11 protein-coding genes are annotated in these 12,501 nt (G+C 53.0%); 8 read left to right on the top strand and 3 right to left on the bottom strand.

Annotated elements, in window-relative coordinates; genetic code table 11:
• A partial coding sequence (locus BLT65_RS29895; protein WP_143036586.1) for a transposase domain-containing protein occupies nucleotides 1–252 on the top strand: 252 nt, incomplete at its 5' end.
• 1,141 nt (nucleotides 253–1,393) lie between these two features.
• Here BLT65_RS29895 and BLT65_RS29890 read toward each other — a convergent pair.
• Both BLT65_RS29890 and BLT65_RS29885 read right to left on the bottom strand, forming a co-directional pair.
• Entirely contained in the window at nucleotides 1,394–1,702 is a 309-nt protein-coding gene (locus tag BLT65_RS29890; RefSeq protein WP_091784591.1) for a BON domain-containing protein, read from the bottom strand.
• 130 nt (nucleotides 1,703–1,832) lie between these two features.
• Nucleotides 1,833–2,930 carry a porin gene (locus tag BLT65_RS29885; protein ID WP_091784532.1) on the bottom strand — a complete coding sequence of 366 codons (1,098 nt, stop codon included), beginning with the start codon at nucleotides 2,928–2,930 and terminating at the stop codon, nucleotides 1,833–1,835.
• A gap of 931 nt (nucleotides 2,931–3,861) precedes the next feature.
• Here BLT65_RS29885 and BLT65_RS29880 point away from each other — a divergent pair.
• Nucleotides 3,862–4,851: a LysR family transcriptional regulator gene (locus BLT65_RS29880; protein WP_091784529.1), complete on the top strand. Its 990-nt coding sequence runs from the start codon at nucleotides 3,862–3,864 to the stop codon at nucleotides 4,849–4,851.
• On the top strand, nucleotides 4,835–4,960 hold the full coding sequence (locus tag BLT65_RS48480; RefSeq protein ID WP_279634493.1) for a hypothetical protein: 126 nt from the start codon (nucleotides 4,835–4,837) through the stop codon (nucleotides 4,958–4,960). Before BLT65_RS29880 ends, BLT65_RS48480 begins: the two co-directional genes overlap by 17 nt.
• A 137-nt stretch (nucleotides 4,961–5,097) precedes the next feature.
• On the opposite strand, the gene BLT65_RS29875 is transcribed toward BLT65_RS48480, so the two are convergent.
• A complete protein-coding gene (locus BLT65_RS29875) occupies nucleotides 5,098–5,808 on the bottom strand; it encodes a TetR/AcrR family transcriptional regulator (protein ID WP_244186735.1) in 711 nt (236 codons plus the stop codon).
• Between the two features lie 389 nt (nucleotides 5,809–6,197).
• On the opposite strand from BLT65_RS29875, the gene BLT65_RS29870 reads away from it, so the two are divergent.
• From BLT65_RS29870 to BLT65_RS29845, 5 genes are all read left to right on the top strand, one after another.
• Nucleotides 6,198–7,115 (top strand): alpha/beta hydrolase, encoded by a 918-nt coding sequence (locus BLT65_RS29870; protein ID WP_167306570.1) that lies wholly within the window; start codon nucleotides 6,198–6,200, stop codon nucleotides 7,113–7,115.
• Between the two features lie 103 nt (nucleotides 7,116–7,218).
• Complete coding sequence (locus BLT65_RS29865) at nucleotides 7,219–8,631, top strand: amidohydrolase family protein (protein WP_091784520.1); 1,413 nt, start codon at nucleotides 7,219–7,221, stop codon at nucleotides 8,629–8,631.
• A 116-nt stretch (nucleotides 8,632–8,747) separates the two neighbouring features.
• Nucleotides 8,748–9,146 carry a VOC family protein gene (locus tag BLT65_RS29860; protein WP_091784517.1) on the top strand — a complete coding sequence of 133 codons (399 nt, stop codon included), beginning with the start codon at nucleotides 8,748–8,750 and terminating at the stop codon, nucleotides 9,144–9,146.
• 604 nt (nucleotides 9,147–9,750) lie between these two features.
• Nucleotides 9,751–10,566 carry an MFS transporter gene (locus BLT65_RS29850; protein WP_143036585.1) on the top strand — a complete coding sequence of 272 codons (816 nt, stop codon included), beginning with the start codon at nucleotides 9,751–9,753 and terminating at the stop codon, nucleotides 10,564–10,566.
• A gap of 188 nt (nucleotides 10,567–10,754) precedes the next feature.
• On the top strand, nucleotides 10,755–11,846 hold the full coding sequence (locus BLT65_RS29845; RefSeq protein ID WP_091784508.1) for a porin: 1,092 nt from the start codon (nucleotides 10,755–10,757) through the stop codon (nucleotides 11,844–11,846).
• The last annotated feature ends 655 nt before the right edge of the window (nucleotides 11,847–12,501 follow it).

Genomic DNA, 12,501 nt, shown 5'->3' with positions numbered 1-12,501 from the left:
AATGTCATCGAACGCGACATCCGCCCATTCTGTACAGGCAGGGCTTCGTGGCTGTTCAGTGACACGGTTGCCGGTGCGAAGGCGAGCGCCATGATCTACAGCCTTATGCTGACCTGCAGGGCCTGCAACGTCGAACCCTACGCCTATCTCGTGCACGTACTGACCGAATTACCGAAGCGTGCATCGGACGCCGAAGTGACAGATCTCTTGCCGTTCAACTTCGCAAGGCTCACCGTCGCTCCTCGAGCTTGACCTGCCCGACACATCTACCTTCGCGCACGTTTCCAACCTCGGTGTGCTAAATCGCGCGCTTACGATCAATCAGTTCCAATGGCAGCGCGCCAACGGATCAGTGAAAACCCGCACAGTTCCCAAAGTGGAAGGACAGCACGGACGTCACCACAACTTCGTATGCGTACGCAGAGGGAAACGTCGGAAGTCTCATCGAAACATCCCGCGCCCGCGTGATTCCAACTCGCAGGGAATCGCTCAAAGTGAGGCGTTGGCCTGAGCTGAATCAACAGCGAATCGTCCGATTACCCGCCGTCGAACTACTGATGTACCCGCGTGTAGTCGTTGTCGCCGCTGGGGAGCGTGGGATTCAATGACACATCTACTCGCAAACCCGTCGCTCCGAGCCACGCGCACGATTACCTCATTGATAACTTCTCGTAGATAATTGCGCGGGGCGTCGGAGGTAGCGACCCAGCCGCCTTTTTCCCACGCGCCTTGCGCGCGCATACGAGCCTTCAGCGCGCTGGCGAGACAACTCGACCGCGTGCGGCATCTGATTTGAACGGCTGTGTGCAGCGAACGCATGGAAGGTCGATCAGGCGGGAATCGATGCACAATTGGGAACGCCACCCAAGCCGGAATAAACGGCAGAAATAGAATTCAGTGATCCATAAATGGCGCAATCGTGTCGGTTGCATGTTGGCCATCATCTAACCTGATACGGAGCCGGCCCAATCACTCCCCTCCGTCCTGAAAAAGACCTCCAGCCCCGAGGCTGTCAGTAGCGCAGAAAACCGAAGCAGGAAGCGCATCAGCCGGCCTCCACCCATATACTGAACGCCGGTCGTGAATGGTGGGTGCTCTCACACTTGCAACCGCGCCTCCGGCTCGGGAGGGAATCCGGCGCAGCCGGGGAGTTCGCCAGGATCCATCTGCCGGACACCTATCCGGTCTGATCAGCCAGCTTTTCGCTAGCAAAACGCGCCATTCAAATGCGGGGGCTTGAGCACTGACAGAAACTCCGCACACGGCTGTCCCGCTGATTGCGAGCGTCCACGCTCGGTTTACTGCATCCCTGCTGCGCACAAGCCCCCGTCCTCGTCGTCGTGTATCACAACCCACGCGGAGCGTCCAATTTCCCGCAGACCTTCTAGCTCCCCTACGGCCGTACTGCAAGGGTCTCTTTCACCTCTTTGACACCATCCACTCGTCGCGCCGCATTTACTGCCAGAGCGATCTGCGCCGCGTCAGGGACGGAACCTGCGAGCGTTACAACCCCACTCCTCGCCACGACCAGGATGTTTCCCGAGCTAACGCCCTTTGTATGCGACAGGCTACGTACGACGGCCTTCTGAAGCCTGCGGTTTTCTGCATGAGTCACCTTCGCACTCGGACCGCTTGCAGTCTCAGTTATTGAGGCCACGTTCCCATCCGGAGTCTGGGCGTATGTCGCAAGCGTACCGGCCATCGTCAATACAGCGAATGTCCCTTTGATGATGTTGAAGTATTGCATCATGCTCCTCTCTATTCGCTATTTTTTGCCAGACACCCTCACGCGAGGACAGCCGACTGATCCATTCTGGCCTCACGGCCAACTTTCAGAACGTGTGCCGGATTCCCACGACAGCTCCAACAGTAGTCCCCTCAACTCCATAGAGCGCACCACTGAGTGAAAGACCTGTGTTCATCTTTCCATGGTTGTTCACCACTCCCACCTGACCGTACAGGCTCGTCGCTTTCGAAAGCAAATAGTTCGCACCAAACGCAACGAGTGTCGAACGGTTGCTCGATTGATTTCTATCGCTCGTTACCCACACCCCGCCGTTCAAGTCCAACGTCGGCATCACGTACCAGCTAACACCGCCACCGTATACATTGTTGTTAAATGAACCGGCGACCTTGTAGTTAACAAACGACACCTTGGCAGTCAGAGCGCCGAACTGGTACCCCACCCCCAACATGCGCCCTTCATACTGCACCGTCGTTGGAATTGCAGTTTGAATAGTGCCTCCACCATTACCGTCGTAAATCGACGAAATAATGCTCAAACCACCTAGCTGATACTTCACGCTCGCAGAATACTGTCGACCCGCCTGGAAATTTCCTGCCACACCACCGAATGCATACATCACGCTTGCTTGCAACCCAGCGACGACGGGGCTCGTATAGGACACAGCGTTAGCATTGAAGACGCCCGTCCCGCCGACGTTGTCGACAAGCATCACGGCCCCGCTGCCAAAAAGCGAAAGCCCCCTAGGATCCGAATCGTATATTGCCGTGAAAAAAGGAGAATATTGCAAGCCAAGCTTGAGCTGACCCAGCGCTCCGTCAACGGCAACCCATGCCTCGCACCCAAACAAGTTCCCGTTGCAGTGGTCAAACCCGCCGTTAGCAAAGCTGAATCCACTCATCAACTTGAATTTCGCCTTGTATCCTCCACCGAGATCCTCAGTGCCGATTAACCCAAACTGAGAAAAATAGGACTGTCCGTCGACTAGTCCGAGTTGCTTCCCTGCGTTGCCCCCTGTGGTCGCGTCGAGGGTTTTGTTTGTATATAACAGCCCCCCATCCAGCACGCCAAACAGCGTCACACTGCTTTGTGCTTGCGCCCCACCAATATAAGTCACCCCAAGCACAGCTGCCGCTATACTTCGTAGTACACACTTTTTTCCTTGCAATTTTGTCTCCTTCCACATCACCTATCGATTTTCTATTTGGACAAACTCGCACTAGTCTGGTGACAGACCTCTGGCGTCATCTTCACACCCATCGCTACGCCCTGCATGCTGTGTGGTGTTCATTCTTCCTCGACGGCGCTCTAGAATCGATGCAGCCTCCGTTATTTGAATCTATAAACGTGGGTTATCCATGGATTCTGTATGCCCCTCCTTCCGGATACGAGCACGTTCCGAGGGACGTCGATGACCAGAATGGCAATAGCACGCTTGCTCCCTCCGGCGTCTGCTCAGATCCTTGAGTCCACCGATGCTAGCGGCCCAGTTGACTGGCTACCGCTGATCTACCTAACGAATCGATCAAATCGTCCGCGCTAGATTTGACTCGATACAGTGATGTGAAAGGGCCCAGTCAGAAACGGTATGGCTGGCGAAAAACTCGTCGCGCTGCGGCACGCCATCGCGGCCCAAGTCGCGCGACGCTACGTGCCTGATGCCCGGGTCTTCTGTGTTCCGCTATCAGCGCTTGGTTCAGCCCCAGATTCTCCGATGACATCTTCGGTGCAACCGTCGATCCCACCATCACTCAAGCCCGACGGCTAGCGCCATACACATCGCGTGCCGGACGGGTCCCTCGTGACTTGGACGGTCGAAGGAGTCACTGGCTCACCCGACTAGCGGCACCTTTCTCAAACCACACGGACTCTGCTCAACGAGGATCATCCCGTCGAGCAAACTTGAATTGTTTCGAACTATCAATTCGATTCATAGCTCTCGCTGGCCTGGCCAGCGACCGCGCATCGGGCGACGTGCCACCGAATTTGCCGAACCACGCGTGTATACCCGCAGTGCATCATGCGGCCGTTATATATATAAACCGTGTTTATTTGACGACTTGGCCGTACGGGACAGACTGATCGGGCATACCTAGGCAAGGATAGAGGGAGACATCGTGAAGGATCTGAATCTACTTTATGTTTTTGAAGCACTTTGGCGAGATAGATCTGTCACTTTAGCTGCAGAAAATCTAGGTTTGACCCAAGCTGCCGTGAGTGCGTCGTTGAAGCGGTTACGTGCCACCTACGGTGACAAACTCTTCGTTCTCGTGGGACGGCGCATGGAGCCGACTGCCGTCGCGTGCGACATTGCAGTTCCGCTCATCGAGTCGCTTAACTTGGTACGCAAGACAACAGGCATCCCCCAGCCCTTTTGCCCAGACAAGTCACCACGTACGTTTACTATCCGAACACGTGACATTGGCGAAGTCGTCCTGCTACCCACTCTTTATCGTCAACTGCAAGCAACCGCACCGTGTATCAAGTTGCATACAATGTTCACGCGCGTTGAAGATACTGTGCCCGCCTTGGGTAGTGGACGGCTTGACGTGGCCATCGGATATCTTCCGTCTCTAGAGCAGGACATTCACCGGAAGGCCCTTTTCAAACAGCGGTACGTCTGCGTAATGCGAAAGGGCCACCCATGCGAGAACAGTACATTGGATGCGAAGACAGTGAGCACGTTGGATCACCTGCTCGTGGACTTTGGCGGAAGTGGTCACCAGGCTGTCGAGAGGGCACTATTTGAATCAGGTGCACGTGATCGCATCAAGGTCCGCATTCCTCAGTACCTCTCTGCGCCATACACTCTCCTCACATCGGACCTGGTCTGGATTGCGCCAGAGCTATTAGCTTCGACTTTATGCCGCCACTTTCCGCTCACCTATGTTGGCGAGCCCTTGGGATTGGATTCGTTTGAGATCGCCCTCTATTGGCACGACCGATATCATCGGGATCCGGCGAATCGATGGTTTCGTTCTATCATCGTCGACCTATTTGGCCCGAAGCTGAAAAGTACGGAAGGAGGCCTTTCAGAACTCAATTTTCTGGAGAAGCCGTTTTCAGTTCGTGAACTTGAGATGGAAGTTGATGGAAACATGCCCTGAGTCGAACGCTTCGGTCGCCGGACTCACATTCGAGCATGGCGTCAACGCAAATCTGGTGCGTAAGTGGATCAAGCTGCGCCAGCAGCGACTGGCAGGTACGCCGATGTAGCCGGTCTCTATCGCCTCAGCGTTCATTCAAGGTTGAGGTCAAAAAACGGAGATGGCACGCTGGCCTGCGACGCTGGCAACGGCACGCGCCTTTGCCGAAAACCTCAATACACGCGATACCTTCGATGTGCTTGTCGGTCACGGCCCCGTCACCTTCGTTAGCTGCCGCTCAAGGAGTGACAGCCCTTCTTTGATCTGCTGAAGGGTCTCACCAACACACTGAGCTCCCTGTTTTATGTTCTTCTCGGGCAATAGCGCATGCAATCCAAAGTCGGCGACTATCGACGCAACCTGTTCGGCGGATAGATCTCCACCACGGCCAAACCACCAGGCGCACCAGTTACACATTCCTATGATCGAGAAAGTCGCGACTCGGGCATCAACCTGTCTGAATCTCCCCTCGTCCATACCGCGCTGAATCGCATTGACGAACTGGTCGAATACAACTCTCCGCGCGGCCTGCGCGGCAGCACGGTGCGGTTCGGGCAGGCTCGCCTCGCTCCGCTCGACCACCCGAAACTGCAGTGGATGAGAAAGAATCAGACCAGCGTGTAGCAAAATCAGTTGACGCAAAGCATCGTGAGCCGGGAGTGGATCCCGCTCCGCAACTGACTGCGCCAATAGCCCGGCTTCCTCAGTCACTTCCGCAGTCAGAGCCTCCAGGATCGACTCCTTACTCGGGAAATAGTGATATATCGCGGTACGAGTCAGTCCGGCCGCGTCAGCGATTTCGTGAAGATTTGTGCCTGCGAAACCTTTTTTAATGAAAAGAAGGGAAGCTTCGTCGAGGATGAGTTGCCGCTGCGCCGCGTTGCGAGTCGGCCGCTGCGTCAATACCTTGTTCTTCAAGCTTATGTCGTTGGTTCGCATCTCAGTAGATTTTCAAATGGCTTTGCAATGACGGTAGACCCACCCGAGATGATGATTTCGTGCACCGTATCATCATTGTAAGCGAGAGCGGTCGGCGGAATGACGCGCTGGTGGCGAGACCGACAAGCTGCATGTCGGTCAGGCGAGAATTGCGCACGGTGTTTACCATGACATAAAAGTCAACAATTTGACGCTATAGTCTATTCGCATATTGAACGACAGACGTGGCGAGCAGAACGTCGGAAGTTTCTTGCCTGCTCCGGTCCGGGCGAAGGAGATAGCGATGGAAAGCGACTTGCAAGGGACGACTGCTGCGGCAGCGGCGCTGAGGTAAGGCGATGACAACGTACACGTCCGGGCACCGAGAGGTGAAACGTCCGATTGCTGATGTTTTCGCGACCGCCACCGCAATGGTATGTCGAGCGGTTACGGACATAGTGGCGGCCAGCTCAAAGGAATGGATTCACTCCACATTTGCTCAGCTCGCGCCGCTGCAGTTGTTTCCCAGTCTTCCGGTCGAGGGCGAGGTCGATCGAGATATTCCTTACGGCCCCCAACGACGACACCGATTCTGGTTCCGCCCCGGCGGCCCCCCAAAATTGCCGCAGAGCATACTTGTATTTGTCCGCGGCGGTGGATTTGTTGGTGATGACAAGAGTGAGCCGAAGAGCCCCTTATATGAACACATCGGCTTATGGGCGGTCTTGAATGGCCTTCAGGCCTTCACTGTTTCATATCGGCTTGCGCCGATGCATGAATGGCAGGTGGGCGGTGACGATGTCAGTCTTGCCGTCGAAGCTGTCATCAAGACGGTCCGAGAGAAAGTTTGCGAGCCTTCCGAGGTCTTTCTGATGGGTCATTCTGCCAGCGCTGTTCATGCGGCGGCGCCGGTCACCATGCATTCGCCGCCGAGCGAGATTGCGGACGGCATTCGGATCTCGGGAGTGTATGACAATAACATTTGCAAGCCCAACCCTGCGTATTTTGGCGAGCGCGTCGACTTGCATGTTCAAAGATTAAGCCTCCAAGGACTCGCCAATTTCGATTTTCCTCTTTTTCTTGGCGTCACGGAGTTTGACCCCGATCTGATGCATTCGAATGCGGTAACCGTGATGCATAAACGGCTGACGAGCCGAAAACAGTGCACCCAATTCGTTATTCTTTACGAAAACAACCACTACCGTCCGATACTGCTACTTAACAGTGCAGTCGATACTCTAGCCGCCCGTTTCCTCGAGTTCAGGTGCCGACACAGGACCAAGCATGTTCGCAACGGGCCGGCCTAATGCTTTTTGAAACCGTGATTTCTCTGCATAGCAAATAAGACGAGCAAGCGAAATTTCTATCTGTTCAGATGTTGGCTAACTGCCGCTAAGGAGGAGACACAATATGAATCGCAAACTTATACGAGATGTATGGATTGTTACAAATGACGAACGCCTAGGCAACATTCGAAAAGGATCCATCCTGATCGAGAAGAACACAATTCTGGCCGTAGGGGAAGATGTACTTGCGCCTCAGGACACAGAAATCATCGACGGACAGGGATTCATTGCAATTCCTGGCTTTGTAGATGCACACAAGCACCTTTGGCAGACAGCCTTACGCGGGATCTGCGCAGACCAGACGATTCTTGGATATTTTCAACTTGTCCGCGAGGGGCTCCTTGCGGCATATCGCCAGGAAGACGTCAGAATAGGCACCTACGCTTCCGCACTGGAATTGATCAACGGCGGGGCGACGGCTGCACTCGATCATGCTCACTGCATCATCTCCCCAGAACACGCCGATGCGGCTGTGGAAGCGACCCTGTCGTCTGGACTTCGTGGCATCTGGGCGTACGGATATTGTCCGCATTCTGAAGAGAAAACCTTCCATCGTCACCACGACCGGATCGTAGATGCCAAACGGGTGAAATCCCGCTATTTCTCTTCCGAAGATCAGATTCTCAGAATGGGCGTGGCCATCACTGAGCAGAATCTGCTGCCATTCGAGTTCACAGAGATGGAAATATGTTCGGCCATCGACATGAATGTGAAGTGGACCGGCCATACCCACTGCAACAATGGCCCTGCGCCATTCACCCGTGGAATTCACAAGTTATACGCCAAAGGCTTTCTTGGCCCTCTTTCAGTACTCTCGCATTGCAATGAATTTTCCTACAACGATTTTTGCATGATCAAAGAAGTCGGCGCGCATTTCGTTAGCACTCCAGATAGTGAAATCTATATGGGAATTTCGAAGCCAACAAACTTCATCGATGCAATTTCTGCAGGTATCGACATCGCACTCGGCACCGACACGGTAACGGTCATGTCTGCTGACATGTTCGCCAACATGCGACTCACAATGAACTTCGCCCGCCATCAGGTTAATCATCCGGCCGCAGCGGGCTTCCAATCCGTTCCAGAACAAAGAGTGAGCGTTCGGGATATCTTTCGTTGGGCAACAATCAACGGTGCCAAAGCACTAGGAATCGATCATCTCGTTGGTAGCATCGTGCCTGGTAAGCGCGCAGATATCGTTCTAATCGATCCGACGCATCCGAATCTTGCACCAGTGATTGATCCAGTCTTTTCATTGGTGATGCATGGGCAAGTTTCGAACGTGGACACTGTTCTCATTGATGGTCAGATTCGCAAGCGAGGCGGGCACCTCGTTGATGTCGATCTTGAGAAAGTCGGCAATGAATTGGTCGCGTCCCACGAACATTTGATGGATAAGCGAAAAACTGCAAACAGTGCTGTGGCTGAAGAAGTTGAGGGTTGGACCGAGCGTCTGCGCCGTTCGGCAGTTGCCTGAAAGACACCATTCGGTCGCTGGTACCGTTGCGCAGCTCTTGCTTCATAGACGAAACATACGGCCGAAACAATCGATTAATCGATTTCGGTTGTTACACGACGTAGGAGGAAAGTCTGATGGATACAAATGTGGGCTTGCTTGACCACTGCAATGTCTCCACCCGTAGGCTTGAGGAGACTATCAAATTTTACGAAGATGTCCTCGGATTTCAGAATGGTGCGCGTCCGGCGTTTGATTTTCCCGGAGCTTGGCTCTACAGCCAAGGTTGCCCGGTACTGCATTTGAATGACATCTCACAAACCGAGAAACTACAGCCGCCAGACTCCGGCGTCATCGATCATGTGGCCTTCAGCTGTCGGGGCTTTGAAGCAATGAAAAGGCATCTCAATGAAAAAGGAGTTTCATTTTGGGTAAACCAGGTGCCGAATTCGACTCGCTGGCAGATCTTTTTTCGCGACCCCAATAACATTGAGATCGAGCTCAATTTTGAAACAAAGAATGAAGCTAATTCTTGAATAGCCACTTGAGTATCGCGACACCAAAAACCTCGAGAAGATTGTCAATCTGTTTATGAAAAATCAACACTCATTCCATCACGGGAATTCCGACCTTTGTCATCATCGAATTCTGGCAGACGGACAGTCACCCTGACAACAATTCCGGTCCCGCAGGAGATCCAGCCGCTACTGGATTCACCTTTGAATCCGCCTGCACGCGGAAGCGCTCTCCGCGCCGAAGACTTTCCGCTCGATAGCACATGGGCCAGACACCGGCACTCACCCTACCTATCGGATGATGCATCGTACGCTCTCATCGAACTATACGTACGTCATCGAGGAGAAATATTCGTGATATTGGATGACGACGAGAAATTGCTCCAGGCTGGCGATGTACTCGTGCAGCGCGACACCAATCACGTATGGGCGAACTGCTCTTGCGAGCAGTGCGCTGTTCTGTTCGTTCTTATTGACGCATCACCTATCGAAGGGCCGCCGCCCCCGCAAGAACTTACCGTAAGCGCTATTCAGGCGCTCCAGGGCGATGAGCCTCGCTCGCAGACCGGAGCGCCTTGGAATCTCGGCCCCGTGGAAATGAAAATTCATTAAAGCAGGAGGAGACGTGAACAAACCTTTCGAGACAACCCGAGTGCGATTGGTCGACGAGACCACTTGGAGATATAGAGGCTGGGAGGTGGCCGGTGACTCAATGATCACCTGGATGTTTCGCCCGAGCACTGTCGCGATCCTGAGCTTCGGCGCTTTTATTCACCCAATCGAGATGGACTCCGGTTGGACTCGCACGCAGGTTGCGATAGCGATAACAATTGTCTGCTACGTAGCGATGTTAATTTTGCCACTACAAGGCTACCTAGTCGACAAGTTTGGCCCGCGCAAAGTCATCTTGCCCTGTATTCCATTGTTTTCTGTCTCGATCGGAATGACGTATTTTATCCCTCCGATTCCCGCAGTCTACTACGTCGCGTGGCTCGTGACTCCCACCCTCGCGATAGGACTTTTCGCTGGATTCCACCTTCGAGCGGCAAGCTCACGGCTTGATCGCGAGTTTGGCATGGTGTTTGGAGTCACTAATGCTGGAATCGGTCTCGGCTCCGCTTTCCTACCCTTGGTCCTCAGCTCCATGATCAATCCACATGGTTGGCGCTTTGCGTACACGACCCCTGCTGTCACAATTTCTTTAATAACCTTCCCAGTTGCCCTCTTACTTATTCTCAAAATTCCTAATGTAAAATCAGAAAAATTTTCTACTAATTTATTAGCTAACCTAACTTTTAATGGAATAGCCGAAACCCTTCAATTCATGATTCCGTCGGGTGCGTCTCTTCTTCTCAGAATCGTAAAAACTGCGCTCGCAGTGCATAAAATCCCTCTACTGATACACGCGGGTGTTAGCCGCGAACATGCAGCTGTGGCGTAGTCCACATTTGGCGTATGTCACCGTCGTCGAGTTTAACTAAGTCATTCAGCAGATTTCATTCTGAATAGTAACAACGACAAATCAGATATCAGACGTTTCGCTCGATTTGTATCTAGCCCCATCAATTTGATTGACATTTTATATCAATCAAACAAAAGGCAAAAGAAATTAATATTGACATTGGAGACATGATGGACAAAGGATTACTTCTCGCCGGTACAGCATTGCTTTGCCTCGCGTCCGCCGCACAAGCCCAAAGCACCGTCACACTCTACGGCAACGTCGACGGTGGTTTGGCCTTCTTCAATAATGTCGGAGGAAAGCGTTGGTATGGGTTTGAAAACGGAAATTTCGTTCCCGACTTGTTTGGACTGACCGGTACTGAAGATCTCGGAGGCGGACTGAAGGCAACTTTCAAGCTCGAAGCATCATACAATTTGAGCAATGGTTCACTCCTCGTCCCAAGTCAGCTGTTTCAGCGAAAATCGATCGTCGGGCTTTCGTCGGATAAATTGGGCGAACTGACGCTCGGCTATCAGCCGAGTTTCATGTTTGACGTTCTACTTCCGTACAGCGTTCCCTACCACGGCGGAGGACTCTACACCTTTCACCAAGGGAATCTCGATGAACTAGGAAATACGAATGCGCTCACTAATACCGTCAAATATTTTAGTCCGAGCTTCGGAGGCATATCCTTTGGCTTACAGTTTGCGTTCGGAAATGAGGCTGGAAATTTCGCCACCAAACGTAAATATGCGGCTGCTCTGCAGTACAAGAATGGCCCGCTGAGTCTTGGCATGGTATACACAAATGAAAATAACCGTGTCATTGAGTTCACTGAATTTCTCGGCCTTAAAAACCTGTTCGGCACACCATTGCCAACCACAGACGTCGCAATCGCCAATAAACTGCAAAATATAGGATTCGGAGGATCCTATAAGATTGAAGCTCTCACGCTTCACGCGGTCTTCACGCAATCGCGAGTCGAGTTCGCAAACGGAAGCAGCAACGCAAACACTGCAGATTTTGGCGTCAACTATTTCATCGGATACTTTGATTCGGTGGGGGCCGGCGGATCGGTGGAAAATTTTGCCGGCGGTCACTGGACTACACTGAGCTTGTCCAATGCGTACTTTCTGTCGAAGAGAACGACCTTCTATCAGCAATTTATGTATCAGAAAGCTTCCGGTGCAAACGCTGTTGCGTCGATGCTGGGTGCAGGGCAGGCGTCCGGAAATTCCCAACTCGGCGTAGCAATCGGCATTCAACACTACTTCTGAATCAGCCGATATCGCTAATATAGCAAGATGGTCGGTGTAGGAAGCTCCCATTCGGTGGACCAAGGCGATGATTACCGGGAGCTGTGGACAGCAAGACGGGCATTAGGGGCAGGACGAGAGGAGACAGTTCCGAGAGATTCCGGCCGCGAAAACGAATAAGTATGTGGAAGCGCCGAGGTCCATGATCGAGCTTCGAGAAAGGTTTCAGGATGCCGCGCTGTCGAGACGCCTGTCTGGCCTCTTGAGTCATTTTCTGGGAGCGTGAACTGAGCCGAAAGGGAAAAAATATTGGAGGGGCGTTTAGATTGCCTTGTAGTTCAGCCTTCTATGGTCGCCTTGTTTTTGTCTCCAAGTGAGCGTCGCAGTTCCCTAGTGCCTTTGTAGACCGCATCGACATTGATCCTCTTCTGGTCCTATCGGCATACGCCGCGCCAGCAGACGAACCTCATCATTCGGCGTACAAGAAAGCTGCAAACTGCGATGCCGAACGACGCATTCTGTCTACGGCACGGACCTTTTTTGACGTAGCGAGGCACGGTGATGATGCAGGACGGCGCTGTTTAGTTCGAGTGGACGAATTGTGGCGCGCGGTCGGCCATCAGGAATACCTTACGCCGAATTCAGTGGATACCGCCCGCACTATCCGGTTTTTGCC

Source organism: Paraburkholderia steynii, from assembly GCF_900100565.1.
GTDB classification, from domain to species: Bacteria; Pseudomonadota; Gammaproteobacteria; order Burkholderiales; family Burkholderiaceae; genus Paraburkholderia; species Paraburkholderia terrae.
The sequence above is the reverse complement of the archived record's forward strand: the minus strand, read 5'-3'. Positions and strand labels throughout refer to the sequence as shown.